Raw genomic sequence first — 24312 nt, forward strand, 5'->3', positions numbered from 1 at the left:
GTTCCCCTCCCGCGCCTTCGCTTGGGCTTTGCCCTCCACCTGTTCCCCGGGTGGTACACTGACTTTGTAATTATTTTCACACCTTAAAGAATTCAAATTCACTGTCTTGACATCGTGTAGCACCATACAATAACACATGTATTAATTGTTGAAAATATTCTCAAACTCTCCGTTTGCTCGCCGAAAGTAAAACAAGAACTGGGTATGGGCCCATATTGTGGATTTGAGGGAGCCGTTTCCCCAGCTTGATAGAGCCCTGTTTATTCTCCCATTCATCATAAATACTTGCGCACTGACCAAAAGAGATGGAGATAAAAGGCCACTATAGCCTTGAATTATTAATCTACGGACAGAAAAAGACACCACTGTGGTGTCTTTTAATTGGAAAATGTTCATCAATCCTCGTACTTCTCAATCTGCTTTTGTTGAGTTACTTTAGGATCATTTAGATATTCAATTAATTCACTTAGAACAATTAAATCCATTTCCCTTTGACCTGATGTAATGTTTGTCATAATGTGTGTCAGTCCATGGTATTGTCTTAAAGATAAATTATTCTCATCTAATAGTGAGGTTATTTTATAACTTCCCAAATAACTTTCACCTGTCTCCCACACAACTGCTAATCCAATATCGTTTGAATTTTTTGAACCATCGTGCATATTTTCTATTAATCCATCAAGCGAAAACTTATATTCTAAAATTCTTGGTTTACTTATAAAGGGAAAGTTTTTTATCGATTCAACATTTTCAGTCAATACTCCAAGCGGATTAGTCACTTCATTATATACGTGGTTTTCAATGGGCTCTTCGACGATAATTTTAAATAAGCCATCATATGTGAATCTTTCATTAGTAGACATTATTCTGATACCTCTAATTACACCACCAGCGATCATTTGATTAAACAATGCAATAACATCTTGCTCCCTTGATGGTGTCGATGTTATTGATATCTTTCTTAAAGGCAAGAAAAAGTGATTGCTAATTAGCTGCAGCGGGTGTTCTTTTTCATAATTTGCCATTTCTTCTTTCCAATCTTCTACTTCTTTTTCTCTAAATAAATCTGGTGGAGCACCGGTGTTAGTTTTCAGACAGTATTTTAGTTTCTGTAATGGTCCGTCAATTAATCTTTTCGAGATTTCTTTTGTAAATTCTACAATTTCACTTTGAAAACCCTTTCTACCTAAATCAGCACTGCAATTATCAAAATGAAAAACCATGTGCACTTGATTTTGTCTTCCTATATTTCTAAGCAAGGGAATTTGGATCATATCGCCTTGAGGCATATTATTAGCAGCTATTTGAATTCCACCGAATAATATTTTCGAGTTACTCCTTATGTTTAATGCCTTGTTAAACGTGTCCCAAACTTTCAAAGAATAAGCATATCCAAAGTAAACAGTTGGTGTGTATCTTGTACAAATTTCCAACTCATCTTTATCAACGATCTTCAGTAGAGATACCAGTTCTTCTTCTGACCATTTTCCATAGAATACGTCTAAATCCTTTAATGGTGAAGGTAATTTATGAATATCCTTTCCTTTTTCAAAAAGTTCCTTCCTTTTCTGATCCAGCTGTTTATATGAAGCTGCCTTTCTAACAATTTTTTCTGGCCATAAATATTCAATGCCATCCTGTTTAACAAAATCCTTTAAACCGTTCTTTTTGATTACGGTCAATTCTACTTTTATATTATTATTTGGGAAGAATGCCCCTAGCCCTGTCTTCACCGATAGAATCTTCAACCACGCATCAGCTGTATCAGCTTTTACCCAACTTAAGTCTTTTGGATGGGTATGCTGATCGAATTTCAAATAAATTGATACACCTTTATCAATATCGTTAAAAATCGGATCTAATGCACCAGTCTCATCATATTTCACCTGGGGATTGCCTGATGGATTTTCATCACTCAGCCATTTTCGGGCATCCACCATTTTCCCAATAGCTGTGAAGTCCTCTGCTTTTGTACTTACCTGGATAAAATTAAAACCATAAGCTAAATAAGTAGCCCCAACACCCTTATGTCCACGTGTCTTCCCAGATTTAAAAGAAAAATCAGGGGCCAGAAATGACTTGAATTTCTGTTCATTAAGACCCACGCCATTATCTGTTACAATCAAATAATTATCATTAATATTAACAGTTATCCAGATGCGTGGTATATAATCGACATTTTCCTGAAGCGCTCTCTCGTCCAACGAATCTAAAGAGTTTTGGATTAGTTCTGCAAAAGGGTCATACCATCCTACATAAGAACTCAGGATGTTTCTAATTTCCCTCTTTAGGGATCTAGCTGCTACATCAGAGGTAGCCGACTGCTTTACTTGCAACGGGTCAAAAGCTTCAAACTTATTCATACTCCACCTCCATAAATAGTTATTTCATGTATCGCTGATTGCCATATTATATTTCTTTAAGATGTCCCATTTGTATGTATTTATTGTATCTCATAGTATTTTCATGCCAACCACTGCTACTAAATAGTATAACCCTTCTAAATACAATTTAGAACAACTTGAACAAGTTACTGATAAAGTAGTCTAAACTCAGTAACTATATAGATTGAACTTAAGATCTGATCTTTTGAGAGTGTTAGCGTAACTAAGGTGAATGTTTGAACTTTCAGCCGCTGTTGTCTGTAGATTTCTTGATTTATACCGCAGTTTGCGGTGGAAATCCGCAGACAAGGCGGCCGCTACCGCTCCTCCAGTTCCAAAAATCTCCCTCCGTTACTTTCTCCTTTATGTAATTCAATTCATTAGTTCACTCCTATATAGCATCTTTATTAGAATTAAAAAATCCAATAAACTTCCATTCATGTCTTCCAATTATAACTTCGACTACACTATTCATCATTACTTAAATTTAATCATTGAAAGTACCCTTGGGGAGTTTCTCGGCTCGTGGGGTTACTCCACTCTAAAACTAGGAACCCCTTTAAGTTAGAATTGAGGATTATAATGGTTTCTACGATCTTGCAAAAAATATACCTCCTCTTTAAAAGAAAGGGACACCTAATTAGGTGCCCTTATATAGGTGCTATTCAATATAAGTGAGCACTTTCAAGCCCCCACCTTGAACAAGAAAATACTCTTGTCCATTAAAAGCTATACGTCCGGTTTGCGGCTTGCTTATTCCCTTAACTATAGGATAAGTTCCTGGTTCAATGTGACCCGTAACTTGATCAATAGAGGTAACCCAATAACATGTGCCATCTTTAACTTTTCTGTAAATACCGGCTTCTACCGGTTCTAATTTCAAACCCGTGGCACTTTCAAATACCTCTGATGCAGTTTTAAGGCCGTCTGAAACAACCAAAATTTCTGATGTAACAGCCGCTGAATCCCTTAATTTTTCCTTAATCTTTTCTGCATCAATATCATCCATTTTCTTAAGTGTGCCGTAATCATGTGTAGGTTCTGACAACAAAGTGAGATGTTTTTTACTGTTAAACCTAAGCCACTCCACATTCGGCAAATTCGCAAAAATTGTCTCCGGCTGGCTTCGACTTGAACTTGATCCGCTCAGCACACTATCTACATGAACGGCAGGTTCTTTGCAGAGTCTATCCCAGATCTTTTTTATTTCGTCAAAAGTCCGGGACAGCTCTTTACCGGAACCTGTTGTAATTAACTCAATTCTCTTTGTTGATCGGTTAACTTTGATGATTTTTATGCCTTCAGCCCTAGCAATACTATCTAATTCAAGTCCATTAAGTTTTTCAATTTCTATTAACAGGTCCTCAAAAGTCATTATATCCCCCTTGCTTAAATTATATTAATTTTTATACTTTTCTTTTATTTTCTCAGCCTTAGAATCATCCATCTTCTGCACTGTACCATATTTGCGCGTAGAATCACCTGATAAAGATAGATGCTTTAGTTTATTTACTTTAAGCCACTCGACGCTTGGTAAATTAGCAAGTATTGTTTCCGGTTGACTCCTACTTGAATTAGAGCCTTTCAGCACACTTTCCACATGGACCGCAGGTTCATTGCAAAGTTCTTCCCAAATAAGTTCTATTTTATCAAAACCCCATTTCTTCTTCTTTCTTTTTTCGAGGGTAACCATGTATATCATTTTATTCTCCCGATCAACCTCAGTAATTTCTACTCCTTCAGCTCTGGCAATACTCTTCAATTCTAAGCCAACAAGCTTATCAATCTCATTTAACAGTTCATCAAAAGTCATATTCTACCTCCTGGCATCTCTGGCGGAAATTTTAAAATGCTAGTGTCTTCCCCTGCCCCTTCTACTGCGGCGACATCTTCTAGCCATTGTCTCAGAAAAGTTTCAGTTTTATGATCTTCCCCTCCAACTTTTCTGAATGTAACCTTATGCTGCAAACTTATTCTTAAGGGTTTCCCTGGAGATGGGCTATCTTCTGAGAGTCCATCCTTCAATGAAATACCCGCTGCAAACCTTCTAATATCTGATACAAAGTCAAGCACAATTACTTTATCTTTATCCTTGGATAAGCGAAGTCCTCTGCCTAGTTGTTGAATAAAAATCCGTCTGCTGTGTGTCACACGCTGAAAAACTATAATGTTAACATCCGGCACATCTATTCCTTCGTTTAAAATATCAACTGCGCAAAGAACGTCAACGGCACCATCTTGGAAATCACAAAGCACTCTGTTACGCTCAACCGGATTCATGATACGGCCTGTTGCTGTTTGTGAGTAAATAGCTGAAGCGTTACAAAAGCCTAGAGCATTAATTCTGTCACGCATCGTTAATGCATGGTCAATGGTCCCACAGAAAACGATTGCCCGGGGTGATTTTTGTTCTAACCAGGCTCGTTTTAATTCGTGCACAACTGCATCATCCCACTCTGAAATAAAAAGTGACCGGTTGATTTGACGGGGGGAGAATTTCTTTCCGTCCAGCTTTGAAAGAGCTTCCCAATTTATATTATCAGTATACATTCTATAGTCAACATTTGACAAAAAACCTTTTCTCAACCCGTTTACAATATCAATCCGAACTACCGGTTCACCAAAATAATCAGATATTTCAACCTCGTCTGGCCTCCAGGGGGTAGCTGTAAGACCCAAGAGGAAGGGTCCTCCTTCTTGGCCTCCCTTTGACTCTTCAAGAATTGTATTGTACATTTTACCGCCAACATGGTGGCACTCATCGATAATTATTAAATCGAAATGGGGCAGTTCATTTCGGCGGTCAAAAAAATCGGCTACAGTGTTCAGACAAGCGAATACAGCACTTGCAGTGCTGATTTGTTCCATACCTGGCTGCTCATGACCGTTCCAGACAACAGTTTGTTGATATTTACTCAAAAAGGGCCAGAATGCACGTTCAATTTGATACACAAGCTCATTGGTATGTGCAATAACTAAAATACGTTTAGGCGCCAGCGCACTTATTCTGCGGACAGATTCGCTGGCAACAAATGTTTTCCCCAATCCTGTAGCCATCACAATCAGAGCTTTGTTTATTCCATTATTAAAGTTTTTCAAAATTTCTTTAATAGCATCCTCTTGATAAGGGCGCACTTCTTTATCTGATGCGCTTAATAAAGGCAATTTTTCAGCCCTTGCCACAAGAATATTGACATCCCAGAGTTGTAAAGGGATGCCTCTGCTCATCAACACCTGTTGTTGTTCTTTCACTTTTGCTTCGAAACCGTTCAAAGCAACTATTACAGGGACTTGGGCTCTGTATATTCTAAGAGATTCCAGAGTTTGATCCACTACTTCCATTCCAACTCTGTTACGCCAATGTTTCATCTGGAATAACCAGCGCTTACCAGCACGGTGGGCTAAGACATCAGCCCCCCTGTCACCGGACTGACCAACAAGCCTGATGCCCTGATACCCTTCATGAGCTAATAAGCGGCTGACTACCCTTTCGAACGCTTGCCAAGAACCAGATCTGAGGGCTTCTGCAGTAATAAACATCTATTTGCTTACCTTTTGTTGTAAATATTCAAGTGACAACCGCGTTTTAAGAGCAATACCCGGCTCCGGAATACGAAACCTGATGAAGTCTGTAATGTCGTTCAGACAATTCATATATAAACTCCGGATTCTTAATTGAGCTTGGATGAGTACGTCTCCACTAAGTTCAGCGGAACGTGAATATGACACATCCCAAATCCCCCCATCAAAAAATACCTCAGAATATTTTTTAAAGATATCTGTAATTGCCGACTCATCTAAATAAATTATAAATTGCCCATTATTTTTCATCTCACCAATAAGGCTTATATCCACCCCGTTATTAAGCATGTTGTTAACCAAATTCTTAATCTGTTCTTCAGTGAGCTCGTTATATACATCCACAGAAATACCTTCCAACAGAATTGTCAGCCGTTCTTTAATCAAAACAAAGAAAGAGATAATTTCTTCCCGGATTTTATCCGAGTTATCCTCCAACTTATTCGCCCATCTGGCATTTAATATTTTCCATTCAATATTTGTAAGTGTATGCTCTCCCTGGTACTGCTTTACTGATAATCTCCGGTTTACGTCATAAATATAAAGCGCCACTTCTGCGGCAATAAGTTGCTCTGCACGGACACGGAAAGATTTAAAAACCTTATGCATCCTGTCAACGAAGATAATTATTTCTTGATCTTTAAAAGCAATTAGAGGTATACCTTCCTTTTTGCCGGCAGGTATAATAGCGTGGGTTGTTACATAGACGTCCACATTTATGGGCGAACTATAGCTGCCGTCAGCCAGCTGAATTGAACATCCTGGATAGGACAACTCATCTGATTTATTTGAATTAGCCAGCATATATTCTAATGATACAGGGTTCTCTCTACCCTTAACTTCCCCGCAGGAATTACAATGAAGGTCATTTGCCCTGTTCCGCCCTCCGCAAACCTGGCACGTCCAAGGCTCCTCCATTTTGGGAGATTGAGAAATTCCGCAATGGGGACAGGACTGTGCTGATTTGGGGATTTCCCTTCTGCAATCGGGATTAAGGCAAGTTTTTTCAATTAGAACGTGCCCGCAAACTATACACATATCGTAATCTTTTGGATTTTGTGCTGAACATCCGGGACACTCGATAAGTTCCTCAAGAGGCGGGTTATCAGCTTCTTCAACCTTCTTCCACCACTCAGCATCATCATAATAACCAGGTAACCTCTGCAGAAATTTATCGTAGAACTCTTGCTCATCACTGCGGGAAAGGCGTTCAGGTTTATTTGATTCCTTGTCAAAGTAACCCATATACATATCTGTCCTGCCTGGGGTTCTCACCCGACGATAGCCTTGATACAATTTGTAAATGAAACTGTCATTCTTATCTGCGTTTGGCTTGGTGGGTTGAAGGGAGCTGTCACCGCGAAGAAAACTCATTGCCCTTTGCCACTCAGGACTGCTGCGTTGAAAATCTTGCTTCAAGAAGTCAACAGGCACATGATTCAAATGAATTTCGCCGACAATTCTTCCAGCTCCATCAATCGGGTAATCTTTAACCGTCTTTTTGAACTCATCCGTAAATTCAAAAAAAGCAGATTTTTCAGCTATACGAATTGATCGGCCATTTCTGATTAAATCCACACCATATTCAGTGTTACTATCAAACCGTTGAATGCCCACCCACCCCTTTATACGTTCCTCAATACTCCGGATGTTTGAAGAACCGCATGAAGGGCATTCTAAATTTTCCATTGATACAAGGGCAGTGCAGTTTGCGCACCGGCGTTGTGTACCTATAGTTTGGTCAAAATCAAACCTTGCAGGAATCCGGCCATGGATTCTCCGCTCTACGAATCTCGAAGGTCCCCAAACACAGTGTTCAAACGGCTCACAGGGTTCCCCGTTAATAAGCAGTCTTATCTCCCGTTTTCTGAGAATACTGGCATAACGCCGTCCTAACTCTGACCTTACTGTTGCAGCACCATATTGTACAAGCCTTTTTACAAAATGGCTGTTTGCGTTTCCCTCTGGCCACCACTGATCTATTTCAATAACAGTACCGCTCTGTAATTCCTTTGGTTTGTCGACCCTGTTAAAAGGTAATTGATAGCTTTTTGTAAGATTAATATGGTCCAGGTTAATAACAACATCAATCGCAGAAGAATCATCTTTTCTGGCTGTTAAAAGCCGTGTCGACCGCCCTAACTTACCGGTTGAGATATTAAAACCCATACCGAATAAACCGAGGCTGTCGTATGGATTATTACCTGAAAATCCTGCTTTAATGGCCCTTTCAGCCATTTCAGCACTGAGTCCAGGACCATTGTCACGAACCCTGATTTTTCCTGTATCTTTATTAAGTTCAGATAATTTAGGAAGCTCAACAGAGATTAAGGGACTTTCAATTTTAATGCCCATCAATTTTGCGGCTGTAAAAGAGTCAATGGCATTATCCACAATCTCACATAATGCATCAAGCGGCATCATTGGTGTATGGGTTAAGGCGATGAGCACTTTCGGATCAGGGGTAAAATCAAAAAAATTATTATTTAACGTCATTTGGCTCCTCCTCAATCATTTTTCTGATGGATTCCGCGACAGCATTTGCTAATTTTACTGCAACACCGTTCCCAATGGTCTTAAACTTATGGGTCAATGGAACATTGTCAGGCATAATGTACATGTCAGGAACACTCTGTATCCGCAAGGCCTCTCTTACAGTAAGCCGCCGGGGCTGAGTAGGGTGCAAATGCACTTCATTATTGCCGTAAGCCGCCGTTGGACTGTAACGCCAACGGTGGAGTCTCTTAAAACTTTTTCTGGAGACATCCCCTTCCGGAATAATCATGAACTTATCACTTAAAGGAATAAAAGACTCCAGACCATTTGGCAATTGAGCCATCTCCTCAAGATTACAAATAATGGACCCTACCATTAACTCATCTGGAATCAATTCCGGCTTGTCAGGTTCACCGCCAAATGGTGTCGCTTCTGGCCATTCAAACCTTGTTTTAGCGTTATTATAACGTTCATCCTCGGGCCATTCGAACCATTGAAAATCTGAAGGAATTCTCCTCAAACCCAGCTTCTTCTGTAACCACTTCTTCTTGACTCCAATCATTATCACACGCTCCCGGTCTTGAGGCACGCCAAAATCAAGGGCATTCAGCACACGAAAGTCCGTTATGTAATCAGCAGAAAGCTGTTCTCTTAAGAGCTTGAAGAATTCTCTATGTTTTGCAGTTCTGAGCAGGCCAGGAACATTTTCGAAAAGAAAGAATGTTGGTTGAAGTTCAATAATTCTATTCACGTACACCTGCGAAAGCTTGCCATGATCCCCTTCCCGGCCCCGGTTCTTGCCACCTACAGAAAAGTCTGGGCATGGAGGTCCTCCTATCATTCCAAAAACTTCTGGTATTTGTGTATTGTTAAATGCTTCTCTTGCAATTTGGTTAGGTCCAAGTTCAATTATTGAGCTGGTGTTTGAAACGCTGTGTTCTATACCTGTTAAGGAGGCGAGGCCATATTCAAAGCTTTTTACAAAGTTCTTATCATATTCATTGCACCAAATCGTCTTAAACCCTGCTTGCATAAAGCCTATATCAAGAAACCCCGCTCCAGTGAAAAAAGAGAGGATGGGTATTTGAGAATTTTGGTTTACAGAGTTTAAGAAGGTATTGTTCTCAGATGGCATAACCTGACTCTCCCTCTAGTCTTATTTCATTACACGTATTTATCAATATGGAATGCTTTCTTAGCTACTTTTCAATTCTCTGAAATGGGAACGTATATTCCTCATTATACTATCCTTTTTATGAGAGTGGTAGGAAAAAACATTGATTGATTGTTCAAATTCATTCATAATCATACTTACAAGAAAGGCGGTAAAACATAATGTCATATTCTCTCGTTTCACTATTCTCTGGAGCTGGATTCCTTGACTTCGGCTTCTCTGAAAACGGCTTTAAGGTGATTTGGGGGGCAGAATTAGTTCCATATTTTGCTGAAGCTAATAATTATAATCACCAATTAAGATACGGTACTGCCGACAATCCAGTGCAGGCGGTCGATATTACAACGGTAGATCCGGCAGACATACCGAGAACTACAGGTATCATCGGTGGACCTCCTTGCCAAGATTACTCGATAGGCAACTCCAAAAGTCCTGGGGTCAGCGGGGAACGCGGAAAACTGGTATGGGATTTCTTAGATAAAATCTCCCGTTTGGCCCCAGAGTTCTTTGTGTTTGAAAATGTTGCCGCGCTTTATAGAACAAAAAAACACCGGGAAGAAGCTCTGGAGCCTCTTATTCATCAATTTAATGAATTGGGTTATGAAGTGTACTTTAAAGTGCTAAATACACTTGATTATGGCATTCCCCAAGACAGATCACGGGTTTTCATTGTTGGTTTTAAAAAGCAAATTATTCAAACTTTAAATGACAGTGGATCTGACGCTTTTCAATGGCCTGTCCAGACCTACGAAAATCCTAAAAAGGATTTTGAATGGCCAACGACCGGTGATGCAGTCCCCGTCCTTGATGAATACGAATTTATTGAACAAATGAACCTTCCTTATGAGTTAACTGTTCATTCTGCCATTGGAAACGAGTCAGAGATGTCAAATTTACGTAATCATGTTTATTTCACACCTTACTCTGAAAGGTTCCAAACAGTCGCTGAAGGGGATGTAAAAAGAAAATCTTTTAAAAGGCTGCACCGTTTCAGATACAGCCCTACTGTCGCGTATGGCAATAATGAAGTTCACTTACACCCAACATTGCCCCGCCGGCTTTCAGTAAGGGAGGCTTTGCGTCTTCAATCAGTCCCTGATTGGTATGCCTTTATGGATAATACTCCTCTAGACAAGATGTTCAAAATGGTAAGCAACGGAGTAGCCTTCAAACTCTCTTCATTATTGGCGGTTCAAATCAAATCCGTTTTGGATAATTATCACGCAATAATCGCGAAACAGCCTGAGAAAACTTCAGTACATTGAAACAAGGACGGGCCTTTGCCCGTCCTTGTTTTTTTGGGTAATATTAAGTAAACAGCATACTTGATACCGAAATCTATACCCATTCCTTTATATATTAATGCCTAATATCTCCGCTCCATTAGCAAGATACTCAGCAAGCGGGGCTTTTCCTGCTATTTGATTGATTACAATACTTTTATTATTCCAACTTTCAGTATCAAACTCCTTTCTAATATATTCATAGCGTTCTTCATATGAGGCGTCCGGATCGTAATGTTCGTCTCTTCCTAAATACATGACTACTAGAACAGTTTTTACATCATCTAAAGAAAGACTATCCAAAAAGTCCGACAATTTCTCTTTTCTGCGCGTAATCTCAGCATACTCGTGACTTTGCCCATGCTTCTTTTGTTTTTCAAAGTCTTCTGCCGATGTGGAGAATTCATTTAGAGCATATTTGTCGTTATACTCTTGATAATCTTTTGCCAGATTAATCACTTGTCTAAAGATATCTTCTTTACCTAAATAGCTCATTTACTTCTCACCTATCCTTTTATGTATTAATTTTATTGTACCATATTTTTGAATTACCACTCCAATAAGGAGTAGCGGTTTTGAAATTGTACTTTTAAGGCGGGGATTTATATGGCTGACAAAGTATCAAAAGAAATTCGAAGTAAAAATATGAAGGCAATAAAGTCTATATCCATACTAGAAGGGCTAGTTTCTAAAGCATTATGGAGGAATGGATTGCGGTTCAGAAGAAATGCAAAAGATCTGTTCGGCAAACCGGATATTTCAATTAAAAAATATAAAGTAGTGATTTTTATCGATTCTTGTTTCTGGCATTATTGTGACATTCACGGAAGATATCCAAAAAGCAATGAGGATTTTTGGAAAGAGAAATTCACCAGAAACAAACGGAGAGATAATGAAGTTACGGAATATTATAAAGACAAAGATTGGAATATTTTGAGAATTTGGGAGCATCAAATAAAGCAAGATTTCGATGGGACGATAGAAGATATTATGGATTTTATAAATTCGGCCCGTAATCTATCAAAGAGGTGAAATATCTCCGTGTCTTGGTCATAAATTGACCAGTTTCCTGCACCAAGTTACGTCAGCCTCTTTGCGGCCTCTATTTCCCACATTATGGTTGAATGTCTGTTAGTTCTTATCCTTTGGCGAATATTTTATTTATATCGTCCCCAAAATTTTCCCCCTCGGACGGAGAATGTACAATAAGAACTTTTCCAGCGTCACAGATTGTTGCTAGCACCTTTTCTTTGTATTTCCCCCGTATCCCCTTCGCTACCAACTTCTCATATCCCTCGTCACAGGTAATACAGGTGAAATCAATCGGATGATGCGCCTTCGCGTTCGCCAAAGCCAACAGCCCATCCAACGCCGCCCCCCTGCGATCTTCCTCCAAATTGGGGCTCACCACGTAGAAGCCTTCTGATGACTTGTCAATCTCCAGCACCTGCAGGTCCCGGCTGAGCGTCGATTGGCTAATGCCGAACTCCTCGTCCAGATTCTTCTCCCTTTCCTTCAATGCGTCCAATATTGCCTGCTGTGAATAGTACTTTCCACCGAGTATGAGGTCCACCAGCGCTTCCTGTCGTTTCCGCACGGCACGGCTTTTATGTCCATTTTCTTTGTTCATCATAGTCCTCCAGAAATTTTTTTTCGTAATTCAGTATGCAGCCTATGCATTAATTTAAGGCTTGCACAGTTCAAAAAGAGCTCAGTCTTGCTTTTTCCGCCTGTATCTCGCAGCGAAACAACTCTGCATAGATTCTTCCCATGGAAGTCTTTCACGAAAGAGAGCACACACATCTTTAATGAATATTTTTATTCATAAATACACAATTAACACATAATTATCTACAGGCAAGCACACTGAGGTAATGTTTACTTCTTTTATTTTTACTGCTATTATGCGGTTACCCCATAATTTCTCTTTATGTTTATGGGTAATGATATGAATAATTATAGAGGAGAAATGTTCAATGTTCAATCGTGAAAAGAACGACATGACAACCGAAACAACTCTGCCCTACGACAGCTCGAAATTCAAAGCCCCTTCATTCTCCGGAAAGCAACGTACCAGTCGTATCGGGAAACCCGCGCTCCTGACTATTGTGAACACACCCAAGTGTGGAAAAAGAGTTGCTATTTCCCCGAAGGTGTTGGAGCATTTCGGAGCACTCACAACAGTCCAGGTTGCCATTGGTGAAGACGGGGTGGCTTTGGGCGAACGTCTTCCCGAGAACGATGCACGCTTCACGCTGAAGACACTCGCCAACAAGTCCGTCATTTACTCCGCCCCGCTGGTCGATAGCCTGACCTACAGCTTTGAGCTGGACTTCAGCGGGCGCAGCAGCATTTCCTTCGGTGAATGTTCACTCATGGAGACGGAGGACGGCGAGCCAGTAGCCTTTTTCCCAATAAAGGCACAACAGCCAGCCAGCCTCCCTCTCTCCGTCCAATCAGAGGATACCTTCGACGAAGGACAACTTTCCTAACCTCTCTGCCGCTTCTCGTCCGCAACAGGTCCTGGCAAGCATCCAAGGATATAACAGTTTGAGATGGGTTTGCCCAGCACCTTTACGGAATTTGGCTCAGTTGTTCACAAAGCTTCAAAGGACATCATATTACTCAACCCAATCAAGGAGGTACAACATGAGTTATCCATTGCGGCAAAACAGCGGTCTTCCCGAAGAGGAAATGCCGGTCGGCATCATCACCAGGGCTTACAGCATCTTACCACGCCACATCACCGACGAAGGCGACCTGACCCGGCAGACTGAGAAGTTTTGGAGAAGGCTGGGGAAAGAGTTGGGCGCTGACTACTATACTTTTACGACCCGGCAAGGCCACAGACAAATGGGTTGCCGGGCCACTCGGAGCGTCATTGACTGCTTCTACGTCGAAGAGGCGGACATTCTCAGCAGAATCACCGACTTTTCCGACCTTTACAAAGAGCGGGTCGATCATCCGCACGAAGATTTAGTCAGTTTCGGATTGTGGGTCGAGTGGCAAGGGAAAAAGTACGCGGTTTCCCGTGACCCCGAATGCAAAGACGCCGTACTGCTTCGTAACTTGTAATTGTTCTTCTCGCAGCTCAGGTGGACAATGATGGGCCTGTTATATCTGCAAAGACTACATTGCCTGTTGTAACTATCCTGCTACGTCCTAAATACATCTATCTTCCCCTACCCGTATATGACGGGTAGGGGTTTTCTTTTCCGTAAAGCAAAAAAACACAGGCAAATATTAATATATTGAACGCCAATAAATTAGGAGGAGATTGACATGGACGAGGACTTTTACACAAGTGAAAGCCTGAGGCAGCACCTGCTGGAATTTCTGAAGGAAACATTTGATTACGACGGGACAATACACCTGCTGGCAGTCGCGGCCCGTAGAGATGGAGCGAGGGACAAGTTGGGTGAATCGTACTGGAGATTACGATTGGCGCTGACCTACAGTGAAGGTGACACAGTGAATCCTTACTGGGACGGGACAGATCTCGACGTCGCGTTGGCCGGGAATGTCCTCCGGCTACTTGACGAGGAGGCGCTGGCGAACGAACCGCCAATTGTCGAGGGAAGTCCCAATGCTTTAGCGGTGAATTGGGTCTCGGAGTTGGCTTCTCCGCTGTGGGTCTCGGATGAAGCTAGGGCAGCATTTGCCGATGGACTAGATAAGCGCGAATCCAAAGAGGCCGACTGGAGAGCAAACTCCCCCACTGAAGACCCGTTTGCCGACTATTTTGGCAAGTAGCTTGCTGATTGCCGGATGAAGGCGTTGTTTAAAAGGATTTCTTACAATGTAAACACTCGAAGGGAGCATATCATGATTACATTTAGCGAAAAAGAAAAGCGCGCTGTGTCCGCTGTCATTCAGGAGCGAATCGACGAACATTTGGGGCGTTTCCCCTACGCCCGATATCCGGTAGAACCGCTAGAGGAATGGCGCAAAACTTTCTGTGATCCGGCCTCGGTTCCCCCATTGACGATCAAAAAGGCCCTCGGCTGGCACTTCGGCGGGTGGCAGCGGCAGAGCCTGCCCTCTGCCGTGTCTCGCACGATCTCTGCCATTCTCGATGCCTGGACGGAGTTCTTGCCATTGGCTTCGGCAGAGCCGAAAGAGTTTTTTCAGTTCTGGCAGGCACAACTTCCAGACTGGAACAATGGCTTCAGCGCAGCTGCGCTTCTACTTCATCTCCAGCGCCCGAACGATTTTGAGCTTGCGGATCGTCACCGAATGGATGCCATGCGGGAGTTGCTCCAGGAAATTGGCCATGCCTACCAAGGAGAAGACAACCGGTTGGGGTTTGCCGATTTGGTGGACTACACCGCCTTTTTCCGTTCCGTCCTTCCAAAACTGCCCGACAAAGAAGATACACGGATAAAACTTAATCGTTTCCTGAAGGGTTACGGCAACCGACACGCCTACAAACTAGTGTCGCCGGATTTTCGGACCAAGGAGCCTTCCATAAGGGCATTCTCTTGGAATGACCTTTCCTCAAAGCGCTTCCGGTTGGACCAAATTGTGGGACGGGCCAACTGCGACATGCTGTTCACCTGCTTTCTTCTGACTTTGGAAGCCCAAGGCAGCACCACTACAGAGTTCACGGTAGGCGAAGTGGTGGATTTGCTTCCAGTCGGCACGGCTGGGATCTGTAACGAGGCGAGCTTTAAATATGCACTCGTGAGTCTCTTTAGTCAGCAACGGCAGAGAGACTTTTGGGTTTTTGACAAACCTGAGATAAGCCGTGCATTTACCGAACAGGCGAACCAGTCCACGCGAGACATGAAATTTTATGACAGCCATTCTAAGGAGAAGGTGAATTTGAATTCCAAGTATATCGTATAAAAAAATAGACCCAACTCTTAATGAAGTGGGCCTATCATTTTATTTTCTTTTCATTGTCAAAGGTTTCAAAAATCCTTCTTAGAACATCCAGTGCCATTTTGCTCTCTCCAAGGCTTCGTGTCAACAATAGAGAATGTGCAATTTGAGCAACCTGTCTTTTTTCATGAATCTCCGTGTCAATTTCAAGCTCTTCAAAACGAAATAGCTCCCATACTGTGACTTCAAGAGCCGACGCAAGCTTGCTTAAAGACTGAACTGATAAGTTACGTGATCCACGCTCAACTGCTCCCCAGTAAACGTCTGTCACACCTACCCTCTCAGCAGCCTCCTTTTGCGACAATCCTTTTATTTTTCTTAAATATCTTAATTTTGCTCCTACCAGTACTTGAATATCAGTATTTTTCAACTTTGCCACCTCTCTATTTGAGACTAGTAAAGTTAGGAGGTGACGTGTAGTTATCTATTTGGTCGAATATTCATTGCACAATAACTTATAGGTTATTATAATTTAATTAACTTTGGTAATTTTGTCCTGTAAATGTGGGGGATTGATCTTCAGATCACTATTACCAAATCTCATACTTTCTTAAATTATACGCTTATAAGTGAAGGTGGCATTAGAAAATGAAAATTACACATCAGGCTGTTAACCAAGCATTAGACTGGGCATACGAAAAGGCGGTGACGGGAGGCATACCTGGTACAAGCGATGCCTACGAGCTGGCGGAGGAATTTTCACAAAAGAAAGGTGACTTGAACGTCCAAATTAGTTCGCTGATCCGATGGCAGAACACCAAGAGCGCAACCAGCGGATTCCTGACAGGCCTCGGTGGGATTGTCACCCTGCCTGCCGCAATTCCGGCAAATCTGGCTTCTGTTCTCTACATCCAGCTACGGATGATCGCCGCTATCGCCGTCATGTCGGGACGGGATGTGAAAGAAGACCAAGTTCGCACCATGGCGTACCTCTGTCTGTGCGGCAACGGAATCACAGATATTTTGAAGGATGTCGGTATTGTAGTGGGCAAAAAGGCAGCGGAGAGCGCACTCAGAGGTCTGTCTGGTAAGGTGCTGATAAATATCAACAAAAAAGTGGGTTTTCGTCTACTTACCAAGTTCGGAACCAAGGGGGTCATCAACCTTTCCAAGATGATTCCGCTGGTCGGAGGGGTTACAGGTGCCGTATTTGATGGTGTCTCTACCAATGTAGTTGGTAACACTGCCCGTAGACTTTTTACGGAATGAATTCAGAAGACACTGTTCATACCCTCTATGAAGCGCTTAGTTTAACAGCCATTTTCACATTATTTATTATCCAAGGAGATATTACATGAAAAGAAACTTCATTACTTTTGCTATCTTGGCAGCCACTCTGCTTATGTCCGGCTGCGCCTCAAAGAACGCCGCTGACCCGGCTCCTTCGCCAACCACAAGTACCGATGTCGTAACAACACAAACTCAGGCACCCACAACCGACACCAGTACGACAGCGGCAGAGCCTCCAGCCGGCCATCTGTGGAAAACGGAGTACAAGGGGCTTCTCATCCAAATCAACAGTGCGGAAATGACCAAAGATGTGTTCGATCATGAATTCTTGGTGTTTGACCTCACTCTGCAAAACGGCACTGACAATCCGCTGGAAGTCTCCGGTCGGGCATTCAACCTGCTCACGGTCAACAAGGAACTGTTGGAGAGCGATCCAACTGCGGAAACCGTGGAGTCCGGCGATATCCAAACCGCGACGGTTTTGCCTGGCGGACAGCGAACACTTCGCGTAGGCTTCGTCGTCCAACCTGAGGAAGTGAGTGAACTCATTTTCAACGTAGGGCAAAATGCTGTGTACCGAATCACTTCTTTTGAAGGCGGCTCGTCTTCCCCTTCTGACGCAACTGCTACTGTTACTCCTGCGGAAGAACCTTCATCTGTGGAGAACAGTCCGATCATCGAAGGCGGCGACGCCAAGTCTGACGATTTCATTTTTGAGGACAACTACCTGGGATACCTAAACTCTCTGATCGAAGCCATTAACACCGGGGACTTTTCCCTCGTGGAGATTCATTTACTATATGATAGTGACCTCTACACTCAGCAGCAAAAACTTGTCCAAACGCTCAGCGCGAAGGGCACCCGTGAAGAACTGGTTGATTACGAGATTCAATCCACGTCCTACGACGAGGACAGCAGTACGCTCGGCATGAAGGTACGAGAACAAATTAAGGTCATTTCAGCAGATGGCACAGAGAAGACGACTGAAAACGTTTGGACGTACACCGCCCTTCAGGTCGATCAAGGGGTATTTCAATTTAGTTCAATCGACAAGGCAGAGTAATTTTATTATATCTTGTTATTTTCCACATTATTTCCGTTTAGCTTCACAGCATTGCTCCTCAGCGGGCAATGCTTTTTTTGTTACCGTTGACCGCACGCGTTATAATAGACTAAAAAAACAGGAGCTAAGCATGGGAATTGAGGTACTCATACAACTAAAGCAATCCAACAATAAGCGGGCAAGCCTGCGGGCAACTTGTATATTGATGTATCTAAAAGACGGATATTCAACCACAAAAATATCTAAAGAAATGGGAATTAGCCAGCGTAGCGTTCAACGGTACATAAGGGACTTTCAACAAAATGGAATCAACAGAATACAGCAAGAAAATCGTGGAAGGAAAAGACTCATAATTCCAGAGGATATTAGCAAGCTTATCGAAGAAAGCCCTCTGAAATATGATTTTATCTTGAATAAATGGCTTCCTTCTATGTTACAAACGCAGACGGGTTCGTCGTCTTATTTAGAGTGCAACAAAGTACTCTTTGAACACTATAAAGAAAACCCCTCCAAATCTGTTGAAGCTCTTTCAACTGATCTCAAAGGTTTACGTAAGCACCTAGAACTGCATTCACTAGCAGATAGCGTTTGGCTAGTGCATGGATTTAAACTAGGTAATGATAGAGGAAAACGGGGTACGGTAAATGTTCATTATTTAATTGACTACTACTGCTTTTTTGCAATAAATTTAAATCATTATTCAGAAGGCGATAACTGTCAAGAGGACGAACCCACGGAAAGCTTGTCAAAAAAGCCGTACCTTTTTTCCATATCGCCCTTTTCTCGATCTGCGAAAAACAGCTTACAACGAGAGACTAATTTCAGAGAACTCTATGCCTCTTTTTTTCACAACATCATTGAATACTCTTTTGAGAATTTTGAACATAGTATGCATCTTCTTCTACTTCCTACACAGAAAAACAAGTCTGTTCTTTACAGATTTAGAATTTCGGAGAAGTACAAATCAACTGATAAACCAAGAGTGGAAGCTCATTTTTTAAATTCGAATCTTAAGAACGGTTATAAGCACCTTCAATATCTGGAGTCAGAATTAAAAAGAGATTTCTCCGGGATAAGAACTATAGATGAACCTAGCATTGACGCGCTTCATCGAAGAGCTGAGAAAGAGATTTGCCTAATAGCACCAGAACTGACGACACTATTTCGAAAATAAAACTAAATTTCATCAATCATCAATCACAGCACGGCCTACAAAGGCCCTGCTGTTTTTTTGTTCTGGGAACTTCCTAGCCCAAATGATGGACCAACTCGCTGGTCTAGAGTGTGCAGATGTTAATGTAAAGACGCAAGTCCAACCTACTAATAGAGGAGACTGATTCTAATGGCAAGCATTAAAAAAATACCAGCTCTAAGAAGTTCTGTGGGCAACACCTCAAACAGACCAACACTCAGAACCAACCCGGTTAGCCAAAACCCAACCTTGAATCGCCCTCCTTCATCGTCCTACGGACCGCTGACCCGACGTGAATCAGTTGAACTGAAAGATGGACCTCACACAGCCAAGATTGAGCGGGCAAGCGTTGTCTCGCCTGACAACAACCCTCAACTACGAATTCAGGCTACCTTCACCAACGGTGATGGCGAATCTTTCTCCGATTCCATTCTGGTCAAAGTGGAATGGAAAAGAACCTCTCCCTTCGTAGAATTGTTGGAAGTCAGTGGCTGCATGCCGGAGCTGGGCGAAGATGTTCAGCTAGATGATCTTGTCGGACAAGAACTGCTGCTCACAATCAAGGTCAACACCAAAAACGGCAGGTCATACCCCAACCTTGTCCAGACGGAACTCATCCCCGACGATTTCGATACCGATTCTGACGACTCTTACCCGGAAGTGACAGAAGACGAAGATCAGTACGAATAAAAAACGGACGGTTCGCCTTCGTGGGTGAGCCGTCCGCATCACCACTACTGGAGGACATGCACTTTGACAACTGAAAATCAACGCGAGACGAGAGACTTCCCTGTGGGGCAAACGTTAAACGGTCTGAGAGGGGCATTGCTCATGGCAAGCCATAGTAAGCCCGTCTTCCCCATGTGTTCGCACGATCACAGCGGGGTCACAGAAGAACATCGGGAACGGTGCAAGCGCCCAGGCAAGGCTCCATTGATTGCAAACTGGAGCCACCGATCCAGCTCCGATCCGCTCCAACTCAAGGACTGGTTCGCCAAACACCTGGAATGGAATGTTGGGCTGGTTCTCGGTCAACGCTCTGGAATTGTCGCCATTGACGTAGACGGGGATTTCGGGCGAGAGAAGCTGGAGGAACTGTCCGGCGGCGATCTTCCCCCCACTTGGCGATACTCGACGCCTGGCGGAGGTTACCGGCACTTGTACGAGGTTCCGAACGGTTGGGTGTTCAATAAAGCCTCTTTTTCCTCGCCTATCTCCAAACACGAGGCCCTTGAACTGTTGGGGGACGGCCAATGTACGGTCATTCCCGGCTCCGTTCACGCCAATGGCGGACGCTACGAATGGGAGGAAGGCGGTAGCCCCAACGACTTGCCGCTGGCCCCGGCACCGGAGTGGATGCTGCGAAGGATGAACCTCGCTTGGGCAGCAAACGACCTTTTTGACGACGATGTCCAGAAGGAGGATGCCGATCCCTCGCAGGAGGACGTTCAAGAAGTCATTCTAAAAGAGTTGGACCTTCACCCAGCTTCAACCGGAAAAAGCGCTTTAAACGCCTCCTTCGTCGTTTCTTCCCCAGCCGTCAATGTCGCTGCGCTCCTGGAACAGACCCCGACACTGGAGCGGATGTCCCGGGGGTGTCCTCGCCTCCTCCAAATCACCGACGAACAGGCGGACGACGGATGCAGCGAGGACGACTGGTTCAAGACCATCTCCCTGCTCACACGCTTGGGGAAACCGGAAGAAGCCCGTGTCTTCTCGGAAGCGTCGGAGAAACACGACGAACACAGCGAGTCCAGATTGGCCAAGATGGAGACGGACTCCAAGGCCGAAGCCTTCGGTCCTCCGCGCTGCGCCTCCTTCGGCTGTTCGCCCGATCAGGTGAAGTCCTGCTTCAGTTCCGTCCGGTCAAAAGACGGACAGATTTCCAACTCCCCGGCGGATGTGGTAAGGCAAAAGAAATCCAAGTCCGCCCTGCCGGAGCATATTGAGAAAAGGCTGGCAGAGGGACAGTACCAGATCAAGGACGGCAAGGTGGGAGAGATCTCTTACGGCAAGAAGGGCGCGGAGACTTTCCACCCCATTGCCAACTTTGTGGCTTACGCCTCCGCAACGGTTCTTGCAGATGACGGCGCAGAGGCACGGCAATTTTTCACGATTCAAGGCGTGTCCCTGGACACCTGGAAGCCCTTGCCCCCCCTTGAGGTCAAACAGGAGGAATTCGAAGCCTTGGCCTGGATTTTTCGCTGGGGGTTAAGCGCCAATCTGGAGCCGGAAATCGCGGTCAAGCAGAAAATGCGCCACCTCATCCAACATCTAAGCAAAGACGCGCTGAAGAAAACCGTGTACGCCCACCTCGGCTTCCGGCAGTTCCCCGGAGGCTGGCGGTACCTGCACGGGGGAGGTTGTGTGGGAGAGGAGAATGTCGAGGTCCAGTTGGACAAACGGCTGGAGAAGTACGTTCTGACAGAAACAGACGCTTCTCTTCAAGAACCGATTCGAGCCAGTCTGAACCTTCTGAAGATTGCCAAGCCCGAAGTCATGCTGCCGCTCCTGTCGGCCGTCTTTCTGAGTCCGCTCTGCGAGGCACTTCGGCAAGGTGGGATTGAGCCTGCCTTTCTGCTTTGGCTCTACGGCGTGACCGGCACCCGCAAGTCAACACTTTCGGCGCTGGTAATGTCCCACTTTGGACCGTTCACGCCCAAGAGCCCACCCGCCAGCTTCAAGGACACGGCCAACTCGCTGGAAAAAAGGGCCTTTGACTGCAAGGACTCTCTGCTGTGGATCGACGACTTCCACCCCAGCGCCAGCCCCGCCGAAGCGCGGAAGATGGAGCAGACCGCACAGTTCCTGATTCGCAGCTTCGGGGACAGGGTTGGCCGGGGCCGAATGAAAGCCGACGCTTCCCTGCGGACCGATTACGCCGCCAAGGGACTCGCGATTGTCACAGGGGAGCAGCAGCCCGACGGACATTCCAGCAGCGCCCGCCTCCAAGGTGTGGAGCTTCGTCCGGATGATATCAACTTAGCGAAACTGACCGTCGCCCAGCGGCAAAGCGGCCTCTTGACCCACACGATGGCTGGGTACGTCGCCTGGGTCGGGGAACAGATGTCGGAACCCGGATTTGTGGAAGAGCTCCGGCAAACGTTCCACGAACGTCGCGACCTCGCTCTGCCCGGTCAAAGCCACGGCAGATTGGCGGAAAACGCCGCCTGGCTGTTCCTGGGTTGGGACAACCTTTTGAAGTTCGCCGTCCTTGAGGGCGTTCTGACGGAGACGGAGCGACAATTGCGGCTGGATGAAGGCTGGAGCACCTTGCTTTCGCTGTCCGAACAGCAGAGTGAACAGGTTCAAGATGCCCGTCCAGGCGAACAGTTCCTGTCCATCGTCGGCGAACTGTTGCAAAACGGTTCGCTCTGCACCCTTCCGTCAAGTTCGACGAGCCAAGAGGATTTCGGAGGGACAATTTCAAGAGGAACTCACGTCGGCTGGCGTGACAACGAGCACTTTTTCTTTCTCCCGGACGTCCTGTACAACGAGGTCAGCGCCTTCTTGTCCAAGCGTCAGGAACAGGTTCCGCTCAAAATGAAAGATCTCTGGAGACAACTCCACTTCGACGGTCTGCTGGAACCAGAAATCACCCGCGAGGGCGGCAAGGAGAAGACCAAGTTCGCTCGGAGGAAGACCATTGACGGGGAGCGGATCAACACCATTTGGATCAAACGCTCGGCCATTTGGGAGAGAGACCCGGAGGCTGAAGATCGAGAAAAAGTCCGTAAGGCCGCTGTGGACCGTCCCAAGCCAAGCTCCGGCCCTTTTGAAACCTGAATCTCAACATTCCCCCCCAAAAAGGGGAACTTCCCCCCGGGCCTTTGGGCCAGGGGGCGGACAGAAGGCCAACAAAGTCAACATCATTCAAAGAAAAACCCCACCACCCCCCTGACTTTTCTCTAAAGATCCCTTTTTGTCGGTGTGGGCTTCCAGACCCCCGTTTTCTCGGTGGGTCGAGGGGGGACGGGGGGAAGTGCAGGCGAACACAGGTCGGGTCGCCTAAGTCCGTTCTAGTCTAATCAAAGCGAAACAATGTGATTTATTACCAAATATTATGATCTTGATTCCATATCTATCTACTGGAAAGGGGCAAGATCAAGACATGGTTACGATTCAATCACTGGAAGACCTGGCTAAGCCGAGAAAAGATGCACTTCCTCAGGTGCTGCTTCGCTTCGTCTACGAACTGTTGGAGAGGCTGCAGGCGGAGGCTGAACCTGGGGAGGAGGTAGAGTATCTGCTTTCACACCCACTCATTTTGTGTGAACCGGGGGACAACGTTTTGGCGTTGTTGAACGGGCAGCCCATGAGCTTAGAGTACGTAGAACGCATTGAGCTCCAAGGAACGTTTACCTTTAGGGCCGGAGTTCTGCTAGACAACGATTGGCTGGCTCAGTACATCATCCCAGCGTTTGTGCTGGACAACGAGACGTTGGACTGGCTTACCGAACGGTGTATAGGGGGCTCAACCCATGAGTAAGAGGAATGCTGCCAAGCGGATTGAGTATGTAACCCTTAAAATGTTCCGGGAAAAAACGTCGCTTCTCTACCCCCAAAGGATCATCCGCAGACCGGAGGATGCCGACGCACTCTTCCGGCAACTCATTGGGGATAGCGACTTTGATCGAGAGATTTTTGCTGTTCTAACGCTGGATACCAAGAACCAACCGAACGCCTTTCAAATCGTTTCGGTAGGAACTCTGAATGCTTCTCTTGTCCATCCCCGAGAGGTCTATAAAATCTGTATGCTTTCCAATGCTGCATCGCTGATGTGTTTCCATAACCACCCATCAGGCGACCCATCACCGAGTAAGGAAGATATTGAGGTTTCCAGGCACCTCTTTGAATCTGGGAAGCTGCTCTCTATCGACCTGCTGGACCATATTATCATCGGAGACGGCAGTTTCGTGAGCATGAAGGAACGGGGGCTGATTTAATGGCCTACGAGGGAAGTGAGCGCCTATGAAGAGGGCAGTCATTGGTTTGGTCAATGCTGTAACGTTGTTCATCTTTGAGAT

22 protein-coding genes are annotated in these 24312 nt (G+C 44.6%); 13 read left to right on the forward strand and 9 right to left on the reverse strand.

Annotated elements, in window-relative coordinates; genetic code table 11:
* Positions 1 to 395: 395 nt before the first annotated feature.
* The 6 genes from EH198_RS20720 to EH198_RS20745 form a co-directional block, all read right to left on the reverse strand.
* Positions 396 to 2363 (reverse strand): ATP-binding protein, encoded by a 1968-nt coding sequence (locus tag EH198_RS20720; RefSeq protein ID WP_124697436.1) that lies wholly within the window; start codon positions 2361 to 2363, stop codon positions 396 to 398.
* Between the two features lie 682 nt (positions 2364 to 3045).
* Positions 3046 to 3759 (reverse strand): hypothetical protein, encoded by a 714-nt coding sequence (locus EH198_RS20725; RefSeq protein WP_124697437.1) that lies wholly within the window; start codon positions 3757 to 3759, stop codon positions 3046 to 3048.
* 24 nt (positions 3760 to 3783) lie between these two features.
* A complete protein-coding gene (locus tag EH198_RS20730) occupies positions 3784 to 4197 on the reverse strand; it encodes a hypothetical protein (protein WP_124697438.1) in 414 nt (137 codons plus the stop codon).
* On the reverse strand, positions 4194 to 5924 hold the full coding sequence (locus tag EH198_RS20735) for a DEAD/DEAH box helicase family protein (protein WP_124697439.1): 1731 nt from the start codon (positions 5922 to 5924) through the stop codon (positions 4194 to 4196). Before EH198_RS20735 ends, EH198_RS20730 begins: the two co-directional genes overlap by 4 nt.
* Complete coding sequence (locus EH198_RS20740; protein WP_124697440.1) at positions 5925 to 8459, reverse strand: double zinc ribbon domain-containing protein; 2535 nt, start codon at positions 8457 to 8459, stop codon at positions 5925 to 5927.
* Entirely contained in the window at positions 8446 to 9594 is a 1149-nt protein-coding gene (locus EH198_RS20745) for a DNA cytosine methyltransferase (RefSeq protein ID WP_124697441.1), read from the reverse strand. Before EH198_RS20745 ends, EH198_RS20740 begins: the two co-directional genes overlap by 14 nt.
* A gap of 200 nt (positions 9595 to 9794) precedes the next feature.
* Here EH198_RS20745 and EH198_RS20750 point away from each other — a divergent pair, with 200 nt between their 5' ends.
* Positions 9795 to 10898 carry a DNA cytosine methyltransferase gene (locus EH198_RS20750; RefSeq protein WP_124697442.1) on the forward strand — a complete coding sequence of 368 codons (1104 nt, stop codon included), beginning with the start codon at positions 9795 to 9797 and terminating at the stop codon, positions 10896 to 10898.
* A gap of 87 nt (positions 10899 to 10985) precedes the next feature.
* Here EH198_RS20750 and EH198_RS20755 read toward each other — a convergent pair whose 3' ends face one another.
* Positions 10986 to 11411, reverse strand: a complete 426-nt coding sequence (locus EH198_RS20755; RefSeq protein WP_124697443.1) for a DUF3775 domain-containing protein — start codon at positions 11409 to 11411, stop codon at positions 10986 to 10988.
* Positions 11412 to 11522: 111 nt separating this feature from the next.
* Between EH198_RS20755 and EH198_RS20760 the strand changes: the two genes are divergently transcribed.
* Positions 11523 to 11948, forward strand: a complete 426-nt coding sequence (locus EH198_RS20760) for a very short patch repair endonuclease (protein WP_124697444.1) — start codon at positions 11523 to 11525, stop codon at positions 11946 to 11948.
* A gap of 106 nt (positions 11949 to 12054) precedes the next feature.
* Here the strand turns inward: EH198_RS20760 and EH198_RS20765 are convergent, their stop codons facing one another.
* On the reverse strand, positions 12055 to 12546 hold the full coding sequence (locus EH198_RS20765) for an arginine repressor (RefSeq protein ID WP_185703001.1): 492 nt from the start codon (positions 12544 to 12546) through the stop codon (positions 12055 to 12057).
* 346 nt (positions 12547 to 12892) lie between these two features.
* On the opposite strand from EH198_RS20765, the gene EH198_RS20770 reads away from it, so the two are divergent.
* From EH198_RS20770 to EH198_RS20785, 4 genes are all read left to right on the forward strand, one after another.
* On the forward strand, positions 12893 to 13408 hold the full coding sequence (locus EH198_RS20770) for a hypothetical protein (protein ID WP_124697446.1): 516 nt from the start codon (positions 12893 to 12895) through the stop codon (positions 13406 to 13408).
* 157 nt (positions 13409 to 13565) lie between these two features.
* Positions 13566 to 13991: a hypothetical protein gene (locus tag EH198_RS20775; RefSeq protein WP_124697447.1), complete on the forward strand. Its 426-nt coding sequence runs from the start codon at positions 13566 to 13568 to the stop codon at positions 13989 to 13991.
* Between the two features lie 207 nt (positions 13992 to 14198).
* Entirely contained in the window at positions 14199 to 14669 is a 471-nt protein-coding gene (locus EH198_RS20780) for a hypothetical protein (protein WP_124697448.1), read from the forward strand.
* 72 nt (positions 14670 to 14741) lie between these two features.
* Complete coding sequence (locus EH198_RS20785) at positions 14742 to 15764, forward strand: hypothetical protein (RefSeq protein WP_124697449.1); 1023 nt, start codon at positions 14742 to 14744, stop codon at positions 15762 to 15764.
* A 34-nt stretch (positions 15765 to 15798) separates the two neighbouring features.
* Here EH198_RS20785 and EH198_RS20790 read toward each other — a convergent pair whose 3' ends face one another.
* A complete protein-coding gene (locus EH198_RS20790) occupies positions 15799 to 16170 on the reverse strand; it encodes a helix-turn-helix domain-containing protein (RefSeq protein WP_185703002.1) in 372 nt (123 codons plus the stop codon).
* Positions 16171 to 16388: 218 nt separating this feature from the next.
* Between EH198_RS20790 and EH198_RS20795 the strand changes: the two genes are divergently transcribed.
* From EH198_RS20795 to EH198_RS20825, 7 genes are all read left to right on the forward strand, one after another.
* The gene (locus tag EH198_RS20795) at positions 16389 to 17009 is read left to right on the forward strand and encodes an EcsC family protein (RefSeq protein WP_124697451.1); all 621 of its coding nucleotides are present in this window, start codon (positions 16389 to 16391) and stop codon (positions 17007 to 17009) included.
* Between the two features lie 85 nt (positions 17010 to 17094).
* On the forward strand, positions 17095 to 18093 hold the full coding sequence (locus EH198_RS20800) for a TcaA NTF2-like domain-containing protein (protein ID WP_124697452.1): 999 nt from the start codon (positions 17095 to 17097) through the stop codon (positions 18091 to 18093).
* Between the two features lie 130 nt (positions 18094 to 18223).
* Positions 18224 to 19267 (forward strand): helix-turn-helix domain-containing protein, encoded by a 1044-nt coding sequence (locus EH198_RS20805; protein WP_185703003.1) that lies wholly within the window; start codon positions 18224 to 18226, stop codon positions 19265 to 19267.
* 168 nt (positions 19268 to 19435) lie between these two features.
* A complete protein-coding gene (locus EH198_RS20810) occupies positions 19436 to 19975 on the forward strand; it encodes a hypothetical protein (RefSeq protein ID WP_124697454.1) in 540 nt (179 codons plus the stop codon).
* A 141-nt stretch (positions 19976 to 20116) separates the two neighbouring features.
* Complete coding sequence (locus EH198_RS20815; RefSeq protein WP_124697455.1) at positions 20117 to 23071, forward strand: bifunctional DNA primase/polymerase; 2955 nt, start codon at positions 20117 to 20119, stop codon at positions 23069 to 23071.
* A gap of 325 nt (positions 23072 to 23396) precedes the next feature.
* Entirely contained in the window at positions 23397 to 23774 is a 378-nt protein-coding gene (locus tag EH198_RS20820) for a hypothetical protein (protein ID WP_124697456.1), read from the forward strand.
* Positions 23767 to 24231 carry a JAB domain-containing protein gene (locus EH198_RS20825; protein ID WP_124697457.1) on the forward strand — a complete coding sequence of 155 codons (465 nt, stop codon included), beginning with the start codon at positions 23767 to 23769 and terminating at the stop codon, positions 24229 to 24231. The genes EH198_RS20820 and EH198_RS20825 overlap by 8 nt, the downstream gene beginning before the upstream one ends.
* Positions 24232 to 24312 lie beyond the last annotated feature (81 nt).

The organism is Paenibacillus rhizophilus, from assembly GCF_003854965.1.
Classification (GTDB): Bacteria; Bacillota; Bacilli; order Paenibacillales; family Paenibacillaceae; genus Paenibacillus_AQ; species Paenibacillus_AQ rhizophilus.